Source organism: Pseudomonas sp. AC112 (assembly GCF_979253545.1).
Genome location: NZ_CEEDCM010000001.1, coordinates 1,033,127 through 1,052,079 on the forward strand (window position 1 = coordinate 1,033,127; position 18,953 = coordinate 1,052,079).

An 18,953-nucleotide genomic window follows, 5' to 3' on the forward strand; every position below is an offset into this window, starting at 1 on the left:
CATTGAAACCACCGCCGCCTCGCCCCATCTAAGCACCATACTTCCTTATGCAGGTGCCCCATGAGCGACCAGCAAGATTTCCCTGATTACGACCTGAACGACTACGCCGATCCCGAAAACGCTGCAACCCCGTCTTCCAATACCGGCCTGGCCCTGCCTGGGCAAAACCTGCCGGACAAGGTCTATATCATCCCGATCCACAACCGGCCCTTCTTCCCGGCGCAAGTGCTACCGGTGATCGTCAATGAAGAACCGTGGGCCGAGACCCTTGAGTTGGTGAGCAAATCCGACCACCACTCCCTGGCCCTGTTCTTCATGGACACCCCGCCGGAAGACCCGCGCCACTTCGACACCTCCAGCCTGCCGCTGTACGGCACCCTGGTGAAGGTACACCACGCCAGCCGCGAGAACGGCAAGCTGCAGTTCGTCGCCCAGGGCCTGACCCGCGTGCGCATCAAGACCTGGCTCAAGCACCACCGCCCACCGTATCTGGTGGAAGTCGAGTACCCGCACCAGCCGAGCGAACCGACCGACGAGGTGAAGGCCTACGGCATGGCGCTGATCAATGCGATCAAGGAACTGCTGCCGCTCAACCCGCTGTACAGCGAAGAGCTGAAAAACTACCTCAACCGCTTCAGCCCCAACGACCCGTCGCCACTCACCGACTTCGCCGCCGCGCTGACCTCGGCCACCGGTAACGAGTTGCAGGAAGTGCTCGATTGCGTGCCCATGCTCAAGCGCATGGAAAAAGTCCTGCCGATGCTGCGCAAAGAAGTCGAAGTCGCGCGCCTGCAAAAAGAACTCTCCGCCGAGGTGAACCGCAAGATCGGCGAGCACCAGCGCGAGTTCTTTCTCAAGGAACAGCTCAAGGTCATCCAGCAGGAGCTGGGCCTGACCAAGGACGACCGCAGCGCGGATGTCGAGCAGTTCGAGCAACGCCTGGAAGGCAAAGTGCTGCCGGCCCAGGCGAAGAAACGCATTGATGAAGAACTGAACAAACTGTCGATCCTCGAGACCGGTTCGCCGGAATACGCGGTGACACGCAACTACCTGGACTGGGCCACCTCTGTGCCGTGGGGCGTGTACGGCGAGGACAAACTCGACCTCAAACACGCGCGCAAGGTGTTGGACAAGCATCACGCAGGCCTGGATGACATCAAGAGTCGCATCCTCGAATTCCTCGCGGTGGGGGCCTATAAAGGCGAAGTCGCCGGCTCCATCGTGCTGCTGGTAGGCCCGCCGGGCGTGGGCAAGACCAGTGTGGGCAAGTCCATCGCCGAGTCGCTGGGCCGGCCGTTCTACCGTTTCAGCGTGGGCGGCATGCGCGACGAGGCCGAGATCAAGGGCCATCGCCGCACCTACATCGGCGCGCTGCCGGGCAAGCTGGTGCAAGCGCTCAAGGATGTGGAGGTGATGAACCCGGTGATCATGCTCGACGAGATCGACAAGATGGGCCAAAGCTTCCAGGGCGACCCGGCCTCGGCGCTGCTGGAAACCCTCGACCCGGAACAGAACGTCGAATTCCTCGATCACTACCTGGACCTGCGCCTGGACCTGTCCAAGGTGCTGTTCGTGTGCACCGCCAACACCCTGGACTCCATCCCCGGCCCGCTGCTGGACCGTATGGAAGTGATTCGCCTGTCGGGCTACATCACCGAAGAAAAAGTCGCCATCGCCAAGCGCCACCTGTGGCCCAAACAGCTGGAAAAAGCCGGCGTGTCGAAGAACAGCCTGACCATCAGTGACGGCGCCCTGCGTGCCTTGATCGACGGTTATGCCCGCGAAGCCGGGGTGCGACAGTTGGAGAAACAACTGGGCAAGCTGGTGCGCAAAGCGGTGGTCAAGCTGCTGGATGAGCCGGATTCGGTGATCAAGATCGGCAACAAGGACCTGGAAAGCTCGCTGGGCATGCCGGTATTCCGCAATGAACAAGTGCTGTCCGGCACCGGTGTGATCACCGGCCTGGCCTGGACCAGCATGGGCGGCGCGACCTTGCCGATCGAAGCGACGCGCATCCATACGCTCAATCGCGGCTTCAAGCTCACCGGTCAGTTGGGCGAAGTGATGAAGGAATCCGCCGAAATCGCCTACAGCTACATCAGCTCCAATCTGAAGTCGTTTGGCGGTGATCCGAAATTCTTCGACGAAGCTTTCGTGCACTTGCACGTGCCGGAAGGTGCCACGCCAAAAGATGGCCCGAGCGCCGGCGTGACCATGGCCAGTGCGCTGCTGTCCCTGGCGCGTAACCAGCCGCCGAAAAAAGGCGTGGCCATGACTGGCGAGCTGACCTTGACCGGGCATGTACTGCCGATTGGCGGGGTACGCGAGAAAGTGATCGCGGCACGGCGCCAGAAGATTCATGAACTGATCCTGCCGGAGCCCAACCGTGGCAGCTTTGAAGAATTGCCGGAGTACCTGAAGGAAGGCATGACGGTGCACTTTGCCAAGCGCTTTGCGGATGTGGCGAAAGTGCTCTTCTGATAGTTATGTAGTGCCTGGTCTGGCCTGATCGCGGGCAAGCCCGGCTCCCACAGGGATCGGTGTTGTTGATGACAAATCGGTCAAATGTGGGAGCGGGCTTGCCCGCGATGGCGTCTGTCGCAACAACACAAATCCCTCTTGTCACACCTTGTCTCATCTTCGGTTATGCTCGCCCTTCGTCGTGAATGAACGGAGCCCCCATGACCGCTGCCCGCCTGCTTCTCCCCTTGAGCCTTGCCCTGCTGGCCGCGTGTGCCAGCGCACCGAAGCAAAACATCAGCGTGGACAACCAGAGCGCCTGCCCGCTTCAACTTAAAACCGGGCAAAACCTGATCCTCACCCTGCCCAGCAACCCCACCACCGGTTACCGCTGGGCCATCCAGGACTCCGCGGGCGGCGTGCTGCGCGCACTCAGCCCAGAGGTGTACAGCAGCACGGAATCCGGCGTGATCGGTGGCGGTGGCCAGTCGACCTGGCGCTTCCAGGCCTTCGCGGCCGGCCAGGGCCGTTTACGCTTGACCTCCCAGCAGCCCTGGGAACCGGAAGCCGAACCCGCCGAAACCTTCGACTGCGCCATTACGGTGAACTGATATGCCATGGATGATTCTTGCGTTGATGGGCGCCGGCACTTTTATCTACGGCCTTGCCACCCACGCCACCTTGTTGTGCCTGCTGGTCAAGCCGTTGCCGGTCCTGGCGCTGTTGGGCTGGCTGCATGATGCACCGCCCACCGACTATCGACGCTGGATCAGCCTGGGGCTGATTTTTTCCCTGGTGGGCGATGTGCTGCTGGCCTGGCCGAGTGACCTGTTTATCTTTGGCCTGGGTGCGTTCCTGTTTGCGCACCTGGCGTATCTCAAGGCTTATTTCAGTGACTGCCGGCGCCTGGCCTTGCTGCCCCTGGTGCTCGCGCTGGCCGTGGGCGCGGTGCTGCTGGGTATTCTGATTTCCCACGGCCTCGGCGACCTGCTGATCCCCGTCGTGGTGTACGCGCTGGTGATCAGCGCCATGCTCTGGCGCGCACTGGCACGGCTGGGCAGCGACGTGCCGAAACGCTCGGCACTCCTGGCGGCGTTGGGCGCGGGATCGTTTGTGTTTTCTGACACGCTGATCGGTATCAACCGGTTTGTGCTGGCGTTCGAGGCAGCGCCGTACTTGCTGATCACCACGTATTGGCTCGGCCAGTGGGGCATTACAGCATCGGCGTTCCATCAGACAACCCGCGCATCCGAGGGCCAAGTTGGCTAAAATGCCGGCCTTTCCCCAATCGTCGCCGGAACAGCCGTGAGCAAAGAACCCGATCGCCTATTCGCCCAGCCCCTGCCGCAGGTGCCGGACTTCGCCTTTAATGAAGACGTGGTGCGGGTGTTCCCGGACATGATCAAGCGCTCGGTGCCGGGTTACCCGACCATCGTCGAAAACCTCGGCGTACTCGCAGCCCAATTTGCCCAGCCCAATAGCGTGCTGTATGACCTGGGTTCCTCCCTCGGCGCTGTCACCCAGGCCCTGCGCCGCCATGTGCGTACCGACGGCTGCCGGGTGATCGCGGTAGATAACTCGGCGGCGATGGTCGAGCGTTGCCGTGAATACCTCAATGGCCAGGACTCGATGTTCCAGGAGTTGCTGCCGGTGGAAGTGATCGAGGGCGATATCCTCGCGTTGCACTTTGCGCCGGCCTCGGTGGTGGCGCTGAATTTCACCCTGCAGTTCATTGCCCCTGATGAGCGCTTGGCTTTGCTCTCGCGCATCCGCCAATCGCTGCTGCCAGGCGGTGCGCTGATCCTCTCGGAGAAGCTGCGTTTCAATGACCTTGAAGAACACGCGCTGCTCACCGACCTGCACATCGCGTTCAAACGCGCCAACGGCTACAGCGAACTGGAAATCGCCCAGAAGCGCAGCGCCATCGAAAACGTCATGAAGCCCGACAGCCTCGAAGAACACCGCGAACGCCTGCTGGCGGCCGGGTTCTCTAAAGTCGTGCCGTGGTTCCAGTGTCTTAACTTTGCCTCGTTGATTGCCTTGCCATGATTGATCTGTCCCCCCTCGCCCGCCACTTGGTCGGCACTCCTTTGGCCGTGTGGGCCCAGGGCCTGCAAGCGCAACTCGATAGCAAGATGGAAAAGGGTCATGGCGACCTGGAGCGCTGGCAGAGTGCGCTGGATGCGCTGCCTGCGATCCAGCCCAGCGAAGTGGATTTGCTCAACGGCCTGACACTCGACACCGACTGCGACGACGATACCCGCGCGCAAATGCGCACCGCGTTGATGGGCCTGAGCCCCTGGCGCAAAGGCCCGTTCCACCTGTTCGGCGTGCATGTGGACACCGAATGGCGTTCGGACTGGAAGTGGTCGCGCGTGGCCCCACACTTGGACCTGAAGGGCAAGCGCATCCTCGATGTCGGCTGCGGCAACGGCTACTACATGTGGCGCATGCTCGGCGCCGGTGCCGACAGCGTGATTGGCGTTGATCCGAACTGGTTGTTCTTCTGTCAGTTCCAGGCGGTTCAGCGTTATCTGTCCGAGCCCAAGGCCTGGCACCTGCCGTTCCCGTTCGAAGACCTGCCGTCGAATCTGGAAGGCTTCGACACGGTGTTTTCCATGGGAGTGTTTTATCACCGCCGTTCGCCCATCGAGCATTTGCTTGCGCTGAAAGACACCCTGGTCAAGGGCGGCGAACTGGTCTTGGAAACCCTGGTGGTCGAAGGCGATCAGCAGCAAGTGCTGGTACCGGAAGATCGCTACGCGCAGATGCGCAACGTGTGGTTTTTGCCGTCAGTGCCGGCGCTGATGCTGTGGCTGCGGCGTGCCGGGTTCAGTGATGTGCGCTGTGTGGATGTGAGCGTCACCACCGTCGAGGAACAGCGTGGGACAGAGTGGATGAAGTACCAGTCGCTGAGTGATTTCCTTGATCCGGAAGACCACAGCAAAACCATCGAAGGGCTGCCGGCACCGATGCGAGCGGTGATCATCGCTCGCAAGTAACCCCCACCGCCCTGGATATATGGAGATCAAAAATGTGGTTTTTGAGTGTTCTTTAAAGGGTGGCTTTTGCCCGGCGCGCCTTGAAGAATTCGCTCAAGACCGTCCCGCACTCGTCTGCCAATACCCCGCCTTCAAACAACACCCGATGATTCAAAAAGCCCTGGGTAAAAAACTGCCCCTGGCTTTGTACGATCCCGGCCTTGGGCTCCAGCGCGCCATAGACCACCCGCGCAACACGCGAATGCACGATCAAACCGGCGCACATGCTGCATGGCTCCAGCGTCACATACAGGGTGCTGCCCACCAGGCGGTAGTTGCTGATGGCTTGCGCAGCCGCGCGGATGGCGACCATTTCGGCATGGGCGCTGGGGTCGTTGCCGCTGATCGGGCAGTTGAAGCCTCGGCCGATGATTTCACCGTCCTGCACCAGTACCGCACCCACGGGCACTTCGCCCAACGCGGCGCCTTGGGCGGCAAGGGCCAGGGCTTCGCGCATGAAGTCCTGGTCGCGGCTGCGGTCGATGATCGCGGTGGGGCGAAACTGACGCATCACGCCACCTCGATGGCGGCCATCAGGCCGGTTTCCATATGGTCGATCACATGGCAATGGAACATCCACACCCCAGGGTTATCTGCCACCAGCGCCACGCGGGCGCGCTCGTTCTTGCCCAGCAGATAGGTGTCGGTGAAATACGGGATCACCTTGTGGCGGTTCGAGGCGATCACCTTGAAACTCATGCCGTGCAGGTGGATCGGGTGCTGGTACTGGGTCATGTTCTTCAATTCGAAAATGTAGCTCTTGCCCTTCTCCAGCTTGGCAATCGGGCGGTCGGCGCAGGTCTTGTCGGTGATGTCCCAGGCCTGGCCGTTGATTTGCCACAGGCTCGGCGGCTTGCCGTTGTCGACATTGACCGAAACGGAGCCCACCCACTCGAAATTGAAGTTGAGTTTCTCGGCATTCGCCAGGTCCGGCTCGCTGATCGGGTTGGCGGGCAACGCCGGCGGCCACTCGGTCGGCGCATCGGTGTTGGCCACCGAACGAAACGTGCCGAGGCGCACCGGGCCGTTGCGGATCGACAGCTCTTCACCAGCCGGCGGCGCCTTGATCGCCAGGCAGATACGCATGCCCGGGCCCAGCCAGTATTCCTTGCCCAACGGGCGCGGCTCGATAGGGTTGCCGTCCAGCGCGTAGATCTGCGCTTCAACGTCGGGAATATTGATGCGATAGGTCAAGGTGTTGTCGAGGTTGAGCAGCCGCACGCGGGTAATCTGCCCGGCCGGCAGATCGATCACTGCCTGGGACACGCCGTTGATCGTCGACAGCCGCCCCGCCGTGCCGCCACGCGCCGCTTCACGGGGAATGCTGAAGGCCACGAAAGCGCCCTCTTCGTCCACGTGCCAGCTTTTCAGGCTGAGGGTGCGCTCGTGCTTGAAACCGGTGGGTTCGCGTTCCTCGATGATCAGTGGGCCGACCAAGCCACGGCCGAGTTCTTCGCTGCTGTTCACATGGGGGTGATACCAGTAGCTGCCGGCGTCGGGCACGCGGAATTTGTAATCGAAATATTCGCCGGGGAGCACCGGCAATTGCGAGACGTAGGGCACGCCGTCCATTTCCAGTGGCAGGCGGATGCCATGCCAGTGAATGGTGGTGGCGACCGGCAGGTGGTTGATAAAGCGCACCCGCAGCCATTCACCCTGGCGCACGCGCAATTCGGTGCCCGGCGCGGATGGGCCGAATGCCCAGGCTTCGGTCTTGTGCCCCGGTACCAGTTCCACGTCAAGCGGCGCAGCGATCAGTTCGTAATCGTGCCCGGCCTCGGCCTCGGCGACTTTCCCCAGCCAGTAGCGGTAGGCGCCACCGGCCCCCACACCCACTACGGCCAGGCCTGCAAGACCACCCAGGATTTGTCGACGGGAAAAGGATCGGGACACAACAACCTCACGTATCTGCCGCAGGCCCAGGGCCTGCAAAGGGCAGATACGATACACCTGCACCGGCTAAACAGTAAGGCTTCGCATTGCCGCATAGCTGAAACGCGGGGGAAAACACCAGAGATCAAAAGATGGAATACGCCTATGTGGGAGCAGGCTTGCTCGCGAATGCAGTGGGTCAGCCATACATGAATCGACTGACACACCGTATTCGCGAGCAAGCCCGCTCCCACACAAGCCCATTTCCACAGGGGGATTGCGGTGTTATTTAGTGCTTGGCAGCAGCGGCCAGGATCAGCGCTTTCATCTCGGCGACGGCGCCTTTGAAGCCGACGAACAGCGCATGAGCCACCAGCGCATGGCCGATGTTCAGCTCGTTGATGCCCTTGATTGCGGCCACGGCTTCGACGTTGTGGTAGTGCAGGCCATGCCCGGCGTTGACGATCAGGCCTTCCTTGAGGCCGCAGCTCACGCCGTCAATAATGCGTTGCAGCTCGTCGGCCACTTCGGTGGGCGTGGTGGCATCGGCATAACGGCCGGTGTGCAGTTCGATGGCCGGCGCACCCACACGACGCGACGCTTCGATCTGGCGCTCGTCGGCGTCGATGAACAGCGAGACTTCACTGCCGATTTTCGACAAGCGCTCCACGGCAGCCTTGATCCGCGCTTCCTGGCCAGCCACGTCGAGGCCGCCTTCGGTGGTCAGTTCCTGGCGGGTTTCCGGGACCAGGCAGATGTGTGCCGGGCGGATGCGCTCGGCGAAGGCCATCATTTCTTCAGTGACGCCCATCTCGAAGTTCATGCGGGTTTGCAGCACGTCTTTGAGCAGCAGCACGTCGCGCTCCTGGATGTGGCGGCGGTCTTCGCGCAGGTGCACGGTGATGCCGTCGGCGCCCGCTTCTTCGGCGTCCAGCGCGGCCTTGACCGGGTCAGGGTAACGGGTGCCCCGGGCCTGGCGCAGGGTAGCGACGTGGTCGATGTTGACGCCAAGGAGAATGCGATTGCTGGTGGTCACGGAAGCGCTCCTGAAAAGGGAAAGAATCGGTGCACAGCATACACGGGGATGTCAGGGCTTTCGAAACAACTCGCGACTGACCAGCGGCCGTCCGCCCAGGTGCACGGCCAGCGCCTGGCGCATCAGGCGCTTGGCGGCGGACAAGGCGCCGGGGGCGGTCCAGTCGGCTTCGCTCATGGCCAGCAGTTCCGTGCCCTGGAACAGGCCGGGTTGCAGCAGGTACACGCGCTCAAGGCCGGCGTCGACTTGCAGGCGGTAGAGGCCGTCGGCGGCGATGGGGTCGCCGTGCAGGTCGTTGGCGAGTTCGAAGCCGTAGCCCAGGTCGTCGAGCAGGCGCCATTCAAAGGCGCGCAGCAGCGGTTCCAGCGGGCGGCCTTCGGCGAGGGCCAACAGCGTGGCAGCGTAGTGATCGAAGACCGCAGGGTGCGGGTCTTCAGCGGGGAGCAGACGGATCAGCAGTTCATTGAGGTACAGGCCGCTGAACAGCGCTTCGCCATTGAGCCAGGCGGAGGTGCCGACGCTTTCCATGCGACCGACGTTTTTCAGTTCACCCTTGCCGCGAAACTCCACGTCCAGGGCCACGAAAGGCCGCGCCAACGTGCCCGCCTTGCCCCGCGCACTGCGCAACACCGCACGCAGGCGGCCTTGGGGCGTGAGGAAGTCCACCAGGGCGCTGGTCTCGCGGTAGGCGCGGCTGTGCAGGACGTAGGCGAGTTGGCTCGGGGGTGGGGATTGGGACATGGAAGTCTCATTGCTTCTGTGGTGAGCGGGCTTGCCCCGCGCTGGGATGCGAAGCAGCCCCAGTCAAATAACCGGGGTTCATTCAGTCAGATCTCGGGGCCTGGTTTCAGGGCTGCTTCGCAGCCCAGCGCGGGGCAAGCCCGCTCACCACAACACGCCCGGCCCGCATCACCAGCGGCGCTCTTACAGGTCGCCGTAGCCCAGGGAGCGCAGTGCACGCTCATCATCGGACCAGCCACCCTTCACCTTCACCCACAGGTTGAGCATGATCTTGGAATCGAACAGCAATTCCATGTCCTTGCGCGCCTCGGTGCCGATGCGCTTGATGCGCTCGCCCTTGTCGCCAATGATGATTTTCTTCTGGCCGTCACGTTCGACGAGGATCAGCGCATGGATGTGCAGGGTCTTGCCCTGCTGCTTGAACTCTTCGATCTCGACGGTGATCTGGTAGGGCAGCTCGGCGCCCATCTGGCGCATGATTTTCTCGCGCACCAGTTCGGCGGCAAGGAAACGGCTGCTGCGGTCGGTGATCTGGTCTTCCGGGAAGAAGTGCTCGTTCTCCGGCAAGTGCTCGGCGATCACGCGCTCAAGGGCATCGAGGTTGTGGCCGTGCTGGGCGGAGATCGGCATGATCTGCGCGTTCGGCAGTTGTTCTTGCAGCCAGCTGAGGTGCGGCATCAGCTCGGCTTTGTCCTCGATACGGTCGGTCTTGTTCAGCGCGACGATCAACGGGCCGGTGACGTACTGCACGCGCTCCAGGACCATCTGGTCTTCGTCGGTCCACTTGGTGCGGTCGACCACGAAGATCACCACGTCAACGTCTTTCAACGCCGCCGACGCGGTCTTGTTCATGTAGCGGTTGAGGGCTTTCTCGCCGCCTTTGTGCATGCCCGGGGTGTCGACGTACACCGCTTGCACGGTGCCTTCGGTCTTGATGCCCAGCATGTTGTGGCGGGTGGTCTGCGGCTTGCGCGAGGTGATCGCGAGCTTCTGGCCGAGGATGTGGTTGAGCAACGTGGACTTGCCCACGTTCGGGCGGCCGACGATGGCAACATAGCCACAGCGTGTTGCGGTTGAATCAGTCATGGCCATTCTCCACGCCCAGGGCAATCAGTGCTGCAGCGGCCGCTACCTGTTCGGCAATACGACGGCTCACACCCTGACCTCGGCTTTTTTCATTCAGTAAGGTGATTTCACATTCCACGAAGAACACGCGGCAATGAGGCTCACCCTGGATATCCACCACTTCGTAGCGTGGCAGTTCGCAACCGCGGGACTGCAGGAATTCCTGCAGGCGGGTCTTGGGATCTTTGTTAGTGTCGACCAGCGTGAGGCTTTCGATCTCGGACGTCAGCCACGCGGTAACACGTTCCTTGGCCGCTTCCATGCCGGCATCGAGGTAGATCGCACCGATCAGCGCCTCAAGGGCGTCGGCCAGGATCGATTCACGCCGGAAACCGCCGCTCTTCAATTCGCCAGAGCCCAGGCGCAGGTACTCGCCCAGGCCGAAACCACGGGCCAGCACGGCCAGGGTCTCGCCCTTCACCAGGCGCGCGCGCAGGCGCGACAGCTGGCCTTCACGGGCTTGGGGAAAGCGCTCGAACAGGGCTTCACCGGCGACGAAATTGAGGATGGCATCACCGAGGAATTCCAGGCGCTCGTTATTACGCCCTGCAAAGCTGCGGTGTGTGAGGGCAAGGACCATCAATTCCTGGTCCTTGAAGGTGTAGCCGAGCTGGCGCTCGAGACGGCTTAAAGAAACGCTCACGGTTTACCCATATCTGTTTGGTGGCACCGGCGGCCATCGACGATTGACGCAGTGTTCAAATTCAAATCCTGATTGGTGCTGCATGAGGCGGAACCGATTTGTCCCCACCCCAGAAAAGCATTCGGCGCTGTGTTCACAGCGCCGCCTGTATTACTTGATCAGCCCGACCCGCGAGAAGTTCGGCAGGTGGCTGAGTTTGGGTTCCGGCCAGCTCATCCAGACCGCGAAGGCCTTTCCGACGATATTCTGGTCGGGAACCATGCCCAGCAGGTCCTTGGGAATGTTGGGGTCATCCCAGTACCGGCTGTCATTGGAGTTGTCGCGGTTGTCGCCCATCATGAAGTAGTGCCCGGCCGGCACTGTCCACTGGCCGTCAGGCTGGGCACGGTAGCGGCTCATTTCCTTGCGGATTTCGTGCTCCACCGCACCGAGTTTTTCCTGGTACAACTCGGCGCTGCCCAGGCTGTTCGGCTCGGAGCCGATCAGTTTCTCGGCCACCGACTCGCCATTGATGAAAAGGCGCTTGTCGCTGGTGTAGCGGATCACGTCGCCCGGCAAGCCTACAACACGCTTGATGTAGTTGACGTTAGGGTCGCTCGGGTAGCGAAAAACCATCACGTCGCCGCGCTGCGGGTCACCGATCTCGATGACCTTCTTGTCGATCACCGGCAGGCGGATCCCGTAGGAAAACTTGTTCACCAGGATGAAGTCGCCCACGTCCAGGGTAGGTTTCATCGACCCCGAGGGGATCTGAAACGGTTCCACCAGGAACGAACGCAGCACCAGCACGATGAACAACACCGGGAAGAACGACTTGCCGTATTCAACCAGCAAGGGCTCTTTGTTGAGCTTCTCGATCACCACGCCATCGGGCTGGCTGACGCTGCCCTGATAGGACGCGATAGCCGCCCGCCGACGCGGGGCGAAGAACACCAGATCGAGCAACGCCAAGAGACCGCAAACGGCAACGGCGATGACCAGCAACAGCGGGAAATTTAGCGACATAGGACCTAACTATCCAACCTGAGCACCGCAAGGAAGGCTTCTTGTGGAATTTCCACGTTGCCCACTTGCTTCATGCGTTTTTTACCGGCCTTTTGCTTCTCAAGCAGCTTGCGCTTACGGCTTACGTCACCGCCGTAGCATTTGGCCAATACGTTCTTTCTGAGTGCCTTGACGGAGGTCCGCGCAATGATCTGCCCGCCAATGGCGGCCTGGATCGCGACGTCGAACATCTGGCGCGGAATCAGTTCTTTCATCTTCTCGGTCAACTGGCGACCTTTGTAGTGCGCGTTGTCCTTGTGCACGATCAGTGCCAGGGCATCCACCTTGTCGCCGTTGATCAGTACATCCAGTTTCACCAGATTAGCCGATTGATAACGGTCGAAATGGTAATCCAGCGAAGCATAGCCGCGACTGGTGGATTTGAGACGGTCGAAGAAGTCCAGGACCACTTCGTTCATCGGCAAATCGTAGGTCACTTGCACCTGGCTACCGAGGAACAGCATGTCGTGCTGTACGCCACGCTTTTCGATACACAGGGTAATGACGTTGCCCAGGTGTTCCTGCGGTACCAGGATATTGGCCCGCACGATCGGCTCGCGCATGTCTTCGATGGAGGACAAGTCTGGAAGCTTCGACGGGTTATCGACGTAAATCGTTTCACCGGTTTTCAGCGCCAGCTCAAAAATAACGGTCGGCGCGGTGGTGATCAGGTCCAGGTCGTATTCGCGCTCAAGGCGCTCCTGGATGATTTCCATGTGCAGCATACCGAGGAAGCCGCAACGGAAGCCGAAGCCCAGCGCGTCGGAGCTTTCCGGGGTGTACTGCAACGACGAATCGTTGAGGGTCAGCTTCTGCAGGGCTTCACGGAAGTCTTCGAAGTCGTCGGAGCTGACCGGGAACAAACCGGCGTAGACCTGCGGCTGGATACGTTTGAAGCCCGGCAGCACGTCGACATCAGGGGTGGAGCTCAAGGTCAGGGTGTCACCGACTGGCGCACCGTGGATGTCCTTGATACCGGCGATGATGAAGCCTACTTCGCCGGCTTTCAGATCAGTGGTCGCGGTGTGCTTGGGGTTGAATACACCGACGCTATCCACCAGGTGGATCTTGCCGGTGGATTTGACCAGGATCTTGTCACCCTTCTTCACACGGCCATGGCGTACGCGCACCAGGGAGACAACGCCCAGGTAGTTGTCGAACCAGGAGTCGATGATCAACGCTTGCAGCGGATCTTCGTAGTTGCCGGTCGGCGCAGGGATGGTCTTGACCAGGCGCTCGAGCACTTCGTCGACGCCCAGGCCGGTCTTGGCGCTGCACTCGACGGCATCGGTGGCGTCAATGCCGATGATTTTTTCGATTTCTTCCTTTACCCGGTCCGGATCGGCCTGTGGCAGGTCGATCTTGTTCAGCACCGGCATGACTTCCAGGCCCTGCTCGATGGCGGTGTAGCAGTTGGCCACGGACTGGGCTTCAACGCCCTGCCCCGCATCCACCACCAGCAACGCGCCTTCGCAGGCCGCCAGGGAACGGCTGACTTCATAGGTGAAGTCGACGTGGCCCGGGGTGTCGATGAAGTTCAACTGGTACTTGATACCGTCTTTGGCGGTGTAGTACAGAGTGACGCTGTGGGCCTTGATGGTGATCCCGCGCTCGCGTTCGAGGTCCATGGAATCCAGTACCTGGGCTTCCATTTCACGCTCGGCAAGGCCGCCGCACATCTGGATGAATCGATCGGCCAGCGTCGACTTACCATGGTCAATGTGGGCGATGATGGAGAAATTGCGGATATGACTCAAATCACTCACGGATCAACACTCAAAAAGGCTGCAGGCAGATTGCCCGCTGAAAAATAGCCGGGAATTGTACCTGATGCTCAGGCCAGACGTCATCTTTGCTGACCAGAACAAAAATGCCCCGATCTCTCGACCGGGGCATTTTTTGATCATAAGCGCGGTATCAACCGGCCCGGCGCAGTAACCAGAAGCCTGCCAGGGCACAGATGGCCGTGGGCACCAGCACCGCAAACAGCGGCGAGAAGCCGAACACCAGGCTCGACGGGCCAAGCAGGTCCTGGGCGATACGGAAGGTGAAGCCCACCAGTACGCCGGTAAACACGCGCTGACCGAGGGTAACCGAGCGCAGCGGGCCGAAGATGAACGAAATCGCCATCAACACCAACGCTGCAGTCACCACCGGCTGCAATACCTTGACCCAAAATGCCAGCCAGTAACGGCCATTGTTCAGGCCTTGGTCCTTGAGGTAGTGGATGTAACCCCACAGCCCGGAGATCGGCAGACTTTCCGGGATCATCACCACGGTATTAAGCAGTTGCGGCTTGAGGGCGATGTCCCACTCCTGGCTCGGCACATTGATCACTTCGGTGCTGGCCTTGGTGCCTTGCCCGATATTGCGGAAGTAGGTGGTGGTAACGTCGCTCAGTTGCCATTTTTCGCCACTGTACTGCGCACGTTTGGCGAAACTGGACTCCAGCAGGTGGCGCTCTTTGTCAAAGGTGTAGCGAGTCACACCAATCAACAGGCCGCCTGGCTGCACGGCGTTGATGTGGATGAACTCATCGCCCTGGCGGTGCCACAGGCCATGCTTGGAGCTCTGCGCATCACCCGAACCCTGGGCCAGGGCGCGATTGGCCTGGGCAGTGGTTTCGGCCGGTGGCGCCACGTATTCGCCGATCAACACACTGCACGCCATCAGCAGCAGCATCGGCTTCATCACGGCCCAGACGATTCGACCGATGGACACGCCGGCGGCGCGCATGATGGTCAGTTCGCTGTTGCTGGCCAGGCTGCCCAGGCCGATCAGGCAGCCGATCAGTGCAGCCATCGGCATCATGTCGTAGAGACGACGCGGCGCGGTGAGGGCCACGTAGCTCAGCACGTCCCACACGGTGTAGGTGTCGCTGACGTTACCGACTTCATCGATGAAGGCGAACAACGACGCTAAGCCCAGGATGATGCCCAATACCGCCAGGATGGCGATCAGTACGCTGCTACCAATGTAGCGATCGAGCTTAGCCACGAGCCAACTCCTTCTGGCCACGACGGCTCATCATTTTCAAACGTATCGGTTCCCAATACAGCAGCCCCAGGCCGATCACCAGGAAGATGGCGTGCACCCACCACAGGCCCAGGGTCGGCGACAGCTTGCCTTTCTCCAGGGAGCCACGGGCGGAAATCAGGATGGTGAGGTAAGCCATGTACAGCAGGATCGCCGGCAACAGCTTGAGGAAACGGCCCTGGCGCGGGTTGACGCGCGACAGCGGCACTGCCATCAAGGTCACGATGAACACCAGCAGCGGCAGCGAAATCCGCCATTGCAGCTCGGCGATGGAGCGCAATTCCTTGCTGCCGAACAGCTCGGTGGTCGGGATGGCGTCGCGGTCGGTGACTTCGTCACTGATATCCGGGCGGGCGAGCATCACGCCGTAGGTGTCGTACTTGATCGCACGATAATCGGCCATGCCCGGGCTGCCGTCATACCGGTAGCCATTTTCCAGGATCAGGTAGCGGCTGCCGTCAGGACGCACTTCCTGGCGACCGGAATCCGCCACCAATACGGAAATGCCACGGTCTTTCTTGTCCTGGCCCAGACGCTTCTCGGAGATGAACACACCGCCCAGGTTGGCGCGGTCGTCGGTCAGGGTCTCGGTGTAGGTTACCCGCGATCCATCATTGAGCGCCTGGAAACGGCCGGGCTCAAGGGTGTCGAACTCGGTCATCGCGTCCTGCTTGTTCAGCACCAGTTGAAACTGCATGGCGCCCTGGGGCGCCAGGCTCAGGCTCAGCCAGGCGACGATCAACGCGACGCCGGCGGCCGGGATCATGGTCATGCCCAGCAGGCGTTGCTGGCTCATGCCGGTAGCAGAGAGCACGGTCATTTCGCTTTCGAGGTACAGCCGGCCATACGCCAGCAGGATCCCGAGGAACAGGCCCAACGGCAGGATCAGCTGCAGGAAGCCCGGCAGTCGGAACCCCATGATCAGGAACAACGAGCCTGGGTCGAGGGCGCCGGAGGCAGCCTGGGCCAGGTATTTGACGAAACGACCACTCATGATGATGACCAGCAATACCGCACTCACGGCACTCAGGGTCAACAGGACTTCGCGGGACAGATAACGGAAGACGATCAAACCAGACACTCCAGGGTTGTCAGGCTAAGGCGGCCAAACAAGCAAGCATACCGAGTCAGCCCCTTTACACAGGGCCGGCTAAAAAGATGGCGCATTATCCTGTGATTGGCCGCGCCTGTCACTGCGCAACCTCATGCACGCGCACAAAGCATACGCCAAGGGTTGTCAGCCTCCGCCGGCGAGGTTCAAACTGCGGCCTTTGTCGCCGGCGGTTTACACAGCTGCCTGGTATTAAAGCCGGAGTACAGACTCCTGGCTAACCGACCTTTATAAGGGACCCGAAAATGGAATTGGTTGTAAAAAGCGTTAGCCCCGAAACGTTGAAAACCGCCACCCTCGTGGTCGCCATCGGCGAAGGCCGCAAGCTCGGCGTTGCCGCCAAGCAACTCGACGAACTCAGCGGCGGCGCCATCAGCGCAGTGCTCAAGCGCGGCGACCTGGCCGGCAAAGTCGGCCAGAGCCTGCTGCTGCAGAGCCTGCCCAACCTGAAAGCCGACCGCGTATTGCTGGTGGGCGTGGGCAAGGATGCTGAACTGGGCGACCGTCCTTTCCGCAAAATCATCAGCGGCATCCTCACCACCCTCAAGGGCCTGGGCGGCAGCGACGCAGCGCTGGCACTCGACGAAATTGTTGTAAAAGGCCGTGACAGCTACGGCAAGACCCGCCTGCTGGCCGAGAGCCTGGTAGACGGCGGTTACATTTTCGACCAGTTCAAGAGCACCAAGGCCGAACCCCGCGCCCTGAAGAAAATCACCCTGCTGACCATCAAGGCAGCCCAGGCTGAAGTCGAGCGCGCCGTGACCCACGCGACAGCGATCGCCAACGGCATGTCCTTCACCCGCGACCTGGGCAACCTGCCACCGAATATCTGCCACCCGACCTTCCTGGGCGAACAGGCCAAGGCACTGGGCAAAGAGTTCAAGGGCCTGAAGGTCGAAGTGCTGGACGAGAAGAAGATCAAGGAACTGGGCATGGGCTCGTTCTATGCCGTGGGCCAGGGCAGCGACCAGCCGCCACGCCTGATCGTGATGCAATACAACGGCGGCAAGAAGTCCGAGAAGCCTTACGCCCTGGTAGGTAAAGGCATCACCTTCGACACCGGCGGCATCAGCCTCAAGCCGGGCCTGGGCATGGACGAGATGAAGTACGACATGGGCGGCGCCGCCAGCGTGTTCGGCACCCTGCGTGCCGTGCTGGAACTCAAGCTGCCGATCAACCTGGTGTGCATCCTGGCCTGCGCCGAGAACATGCCGAGTGGCGGCGCGACCCGTCCGGGCGACATCGTTACCACCCTGAGCGGCCAGACTGTCGAAATCCTCAACACCGACGCCGAAGGCCGCCTGGTGCTGTGCGATGCGCTGACCTACGCCGAACGCTTCAAGCCACAGGCCGTGATCGACATCGCCACCCTGACCGGCGCCTGCATCGTCGCCCTGGGCTCCCATACCTCGGGCCTGCTGGGCAACAGCGACGAGCTGATCGAGCAATTGCTCAGCGCCGGCAAGGCGGCCGACGATCGCGCCTGGCAACTGCCGCTGTTCGATGAGTACCAGGAACAGCTGGACAGCCCGTTCGCCGACATCGCCAACATCGGCGGCCCGAAAGCCGGCACCATCACCGCTGCCTGCTTCCTGTCGCGCTTTGCCAAGAACTTCAACTGGGCCCACCTGGACATCGCCGGCACGGCCTGGACCAGCGGCGGCAAGGACAAGGGCGCAACCGGCCGTCCGGTTCCCCTGCTGACCCAGTACCTGCTGGATCGCGCCAAGGCCTAAACGTAACCCCTGTGTAGGAGCCGGCTTGCCGGCGATGGCTGCCTTGAAATCGCCACAAGATTCAAGGGATTTATCGCCGGCAAGCCGGCTCCTACAGGGGGTATGCGCATGCCCAGGAACTGCAATGACCCAAGTCGACTTCTATATATTGCCCAGCGCCGACCCGCTCGCGCGCCTGGACTTTGCCTGCAAACTCACCGAAAAAGCCTGGCGCATGGGCCACCGCATCTACCTGCATTGCAGCGATGCCGCCCAGCGCGACGAACTGGATGCCCGCCTGTGGCGCTTCAAGGGCGAAAGCTTCGTGCCCCACGGCCCTGCCGAGTCTGAACCCGAAGGCCTGGTGGTACTGGGTTTGGGCGACAGTTGCGGCGACCACCATGACCTGCTGGTCAACCTGGACCTGAAAGTGCCGCCGTTCGCCAAGGCATTCGCCCGTGTGGCGGAAGTGGTGGTGGAGGATCCGGCTATTCGTCAGGCCGCGCGGGAGAGTTTCCGTTTCTACCGCGAACAGGGCTATCCTCTGCAAGATCACCGGCTACAACGACTTTGAGTAAATGATGGACACGCCAAACCCTCTAAAAAAAGACGACCACCTGCTGGACGACCTTGAGTCGATCCGCCAGTTGCTGGGTGATGATGACTTGCAACCGCCGCTGTTGACCGATTCGGTCGAGGGCGAGGTACAGATTCCGCTGTTGTTCGACATGGTCGGCGGCAAGCCTGCCGCGCCGGAGCCTGTGGTCGAGGCCGCTGTCGCAGCCCCGGCGGCTGTCGAAAAAGGCCCCGACGCCCTGCTGCTGCACCTGGACAACGAACTGCGCGCCGCCGCGCAACTGATCATGCAAGACGTGATCGACGACTTTGCCCCGCACATCGAAACCGAGATCAAGCGCCGGCTCGATGCGCGGATGGAGCGGTTGCTGAGCCAGTACCAGAATTGAAGCCAACGCAGATCCCCTGTGGGAGCGGGCTTGCTCGCGAAAGCGGTGTGACCGTCAGCACATGCATTGGCTGAGCCACCGCTTTCGCGAGCAAGCCCGTTCCCACATTTGCCGCCCATACATTTCAAGCCCGTCTTCGCCTCGCCCTGCGCCCTATCCCCCGT

The 18,953-nt window shown here is 61.3% G+C and carries 18 protein-coding genes; 8 read left to right on the forward strand and 10 right to left on the reverse strand.

The window, feature by feature from the left end:
• Positions 1-60 precede the first annotated feature (60 nt).
• The 5 genes from lon to cmoB all read left to right on the forward strand — a co-directional run bounded on the left by lon (position 61) and on the right by cmoB (position 5,462).
• Positions 61-2,481, forward strand: a complete 2,421-nt coding sequence (gene lon, locus AC0IYN_RS04895; protein WP_457240120.1) for an endopeptidase La — start codon at positions 61-63, stop codon at positions 2,479-2,481.
• Positions 2,482-2,681: 200 nt separating this feature from the next.
• On the forward strand, positions 2,682-3,071 hold the full coding sequence (locus tag AC0IYN_RS04900; protein ID WP_078047060.1) for a protease inhibitor I42 family protein: 390 nt from the start codon (positions 2,682-2,684) through the stop codon (positions 3,069-3,071).
• Position 3,072: 1 nt separating this feature from the next.
• The gene (locus tag AC0IYN_RS04905; RefSeq protein WP_471840698.1) at positions 3,073-3,729 is read left to right on the forward strand and encodes a lysoplasmalogenase; all 657 of its coding nucleotides are present in this window, start codon (positions 3,073-3,075) and stop codon (positions 3,727-3,729) included.
• Positions 3,730-3,765: 36 nt separating this feature from the next.
• Positions 3,766-4,509, forward strand: coding sequence for a carboxy-S-adenosyl-L-methionine synthase CmoA (cmoA, locus tag AC0IYN_RS04910; RefSeq protein ID WP_406597860.1), 744 nt, complete (start codon positions 3,766-3,768; stop codon positions 4,507-4,509).
• Positions 4,506-5,462 (forward strand): tRNA 5-methoxyuridine(34)/uridine 5-oxyacetic acid(34) synthase CmoB, encoded by a 957-nt coding sequence (cmoB, locus tag AC0IYN_RS04915; protein WP_471840700.1) that lies wholly within the window; start codon positions 4,506-4,508, stop codon positions 5,460-5,462. Before cmoA ends, cmoB begins: the two co-directional genes overlap by 4 nt.
• 52 nt (positions 5,463-5,514) lie before the next feature.
• Here cmoB and tadA read toward each other — a convergent pair whose 3' ends face one another.
• The 10 genes from tadA to lptF all read right to left on the reverse strand — a co-directional run bounded on the left by tadA (position 5,515) and on the right by lptF (position 16,070).
• Positions 5,515-6,012, reverse strand: coding sequence for a tRNA adenosine(34) deaminase TadA (gene tadA / locus AC0IYN_RS04920; protein ID WP_406597858.1), 498 nt, complete (start codon positions 6,010-6,012; stop codon positions 5,515-5,517).
• Positions 6,012-7,394, reverse strand: coding sequence for a multicopper oxidase family protein (locus AC0IYN_RS04925; RefSeq protein WP_099494203.1), 1,383 nt, complete (start codon positions 7,392-7,394; stop codon positions 6,012-6,014). The genes tadA and AC0IYN_RS04925 overlap by 1 nt, the downstream gene beginning before the upstream one ends.
• Positions 7,395-7,662: 268 nt before the next feature.
• A complete protein-coding gene (pdxJ, locus tag AC0IYN_RS04930) occupies positions 7,663-8,409 on the reverse strand; it encodes a pyridoxine 5'-phosphate synthase (protein WP_457240123.1) in 747 nt (248 codons plus the stop codon).
• Positions 8,410-8,460: 51 nt separating this feature from the next.
• Positions 8,461-9,150, reverse strand: a complete 690-nt coding sequence (recO, locus tag AC0IYN_RS04935; protein WP_099494129.1) for a DNA repair protein RecO — start codon at positions 9,148-9,150, stop codon at positions 8,461-8,463.
• Positions 9,151-9,333: 183 nt separating this feature from the next.
• Positions 9,334-10,236 carry a GTPase Era gene (era, locus tag AC0IYN_RS04940; protein ID WP_034102340.1) on the reverse strand — a complete coding sequence of 301 codons (903 nt, stop codon included), beginning with the start codon at positions 10,234-10,236 and terminating at the stop codon, positions 9,334-9,336.
• A complete protein-coding gene (rnc, locus tag AC0IYN_RS04945; RefSeq protein ID WP_016978270.1) occupies positions 10,229-10,918 on the reverse strand; it encodes a ribonuclease III in 690 nt (229 codons plus the stop codon). Before rnc ends, era begins: the two co-directional genes overlap by 8 nt.
• Positions 10,919-11,068: 150 nt before the next feature.
• Positions 11,069-11,923: a signal peptidase I gene (gene lepB, locus AC0IYN_RS04950; protein ID WP_078047052.1), complete on the reverse strand. Its 855-nt coding sequence runs from the start codon at positions 11,921-11,923 to the stop codon at positions 11,069-11,071.
• Between the two features lie 5 nt (positions 11,924-11,928).
• Positions 11,929-13,728 carry a translation elongation factor 4 gene (gene lepA, locus AC0IYN_RS04955; RefSeq protein WP_406597856.1) on the reverse strand — a complete coding sequence of 600 codons (1,800 nt, stop codon included), beginning with the start codon at positions 13,726-13,728 and terminating at the stop codon, positions 11,929-11,931.
• Positions 13,729-13,879: 151 nt separating this feature from the next.
• Positions 13,880-14,959 carry an LPS export ABC transporter permease LptG gene (gene lptG, locus AC0IYN_RS04960; RefSeq protein WP_100491429.1) on the reverse strand — a complete coding sequence of 360 codons (1,080 nt, stop codon included), beginning with the start codon at positions 14,957-14,959 and terminating at the stop codon, positions 13,880-13,882.
• Positions 14,952-16,070 carry an LPS export ABC transporter permease LptF gene (gene lptF, locus AC0IYN_RS04965; RefSeq protein ID WP_406597855.1) on the reverse strand — a complete coding sequence of 373 codons (1,119 nt, stop codon included), beginning with the start codon at positions 16,068-16,070 and terminating at the stop codon, positions 14,952-14,954. Before lptF ends, lptG begins: the two co-directional genes overlap by 8 nt.
• A 284-nt stretch (positions 16,071-16,354) precedes the next feature.
• Here lptF and AC0IYN_RS04970 point away from each other — a divergent pair, with 284 nt between their 5' ends.
• The 3 genes from AC0IYN_RS04970 (at position 16,355) to AC0IYN_RS04980 (ending at position 18,789) form a co-directional block, all read left to right on the forward strand.
• Positions 16,355-17,845, forward strand: a complete 1,491-nt coding sequence (locus tag AC0IYN_RS04970; protein WP_406597854.1) for a leucyl aminopeptidase — start codon at positions 16,355-16,357, stop codon at positions 17,843-17,845.
• Positions 17,846-17,969: 124 nt separating this feature from the next.
• Positions 17,970-18,398 (forward strand): DNA polymerase III subunit chi, encoded by a 429-nt coding sequence (locus tag AC0IYN_RS04975; RefSeq protein ID WP_012722396.1) that lies wholly within the window; start codon positions 17,970-17,972, stop codon positions 18,396-18,398.
• A 7-nt stretch (positions 18,399-18,405) separates the two neighbouring features.
• Positions 18,406-18,789, forward strand: coding sequence for a DNA polymerase III subunit chi (locus AC0IYN_RS04980; protein ID WP_457240125.1), 384 nt, complete (start codon positions 18,406-18,408; stop codon positions 18,787-18,789).
• The last annotated feature ends 164 nt before the right edge of the window (positions 18,790-18,953 follow it).

Coding starts and splice junctions, on each gene's coding strand:
- lon (WP_457240120.1), top strand. CDS start 61: ATGAGCGACCAGCAAGATTTCCCTGATTACGACCTGAACGACTACGCC.
- AC0IYN_RS04900 (WP_078047060.1), top strand. CDS start 2,682: ATGACCGCTGCCCGCCTGCTTCTCCCCTTGAGCCTTGCCCTGCTGGCC.
- AC0IYN_RS04905 (WP_471840698.1), top strand. CDS start 3,073: ATGCCATGGATGATTCTTGCGTTGATGGGCGCCGGCACTTTTATCTAC.
- cmoB (WP_471840700.1), top strand. CDS start 4,506: ATGATTGATCTGTCCCCCCTCGCCCGCCACTTGGTCGGCACTCCTTTG.
- tadA (WP_406597858.1), bottom strand. CDS start 6,012: ATGCGTCAGTTTCGCCCCACCGCGATCATCGACCGCAGCCGCGACCAG.
- recO (WP_099494129.1), bottom strand. CDS start 9,150: ATGTCCCAATCCCCACCCCCGAGCCAACTCGCCTACGTCCTGCACAGC.
- era (WP_034102340.1), bottom strand. CDS start 10,236: ATGACTGATTCAACCGCAACACGCTGTGGCTATGTTGCCATCGTCGGC.
- lepB (WP_078047052.1), bottom strand. CDS start 11,923: ATGTCGCTAAATTTCCCGCTGTTGCTGGTCATCGCCGTTGCCGTTTGC.
- AC0IYN_RS04970 (WP_406597854.1), top strand. CDS start 16,355: ATGGAATTGGTTGTAAAAAGCGTTAGCCCCGAAACGTTGAAAACCGCC.
- AC0IYN_RS04975 (WP_012722396.1), top strand. CDS start 17,970: ATGACCCAAGTCGACTTCTATATATTGCCCAGCGCCGACCCGCTCGCG.
- AC0IYN_RS04980 (WP_457240125.1), top strand. CDS start 18,406: ATGGACACGCCAAACCCTCTAAAAAAAGACGACCACCTGCTGGACGAC.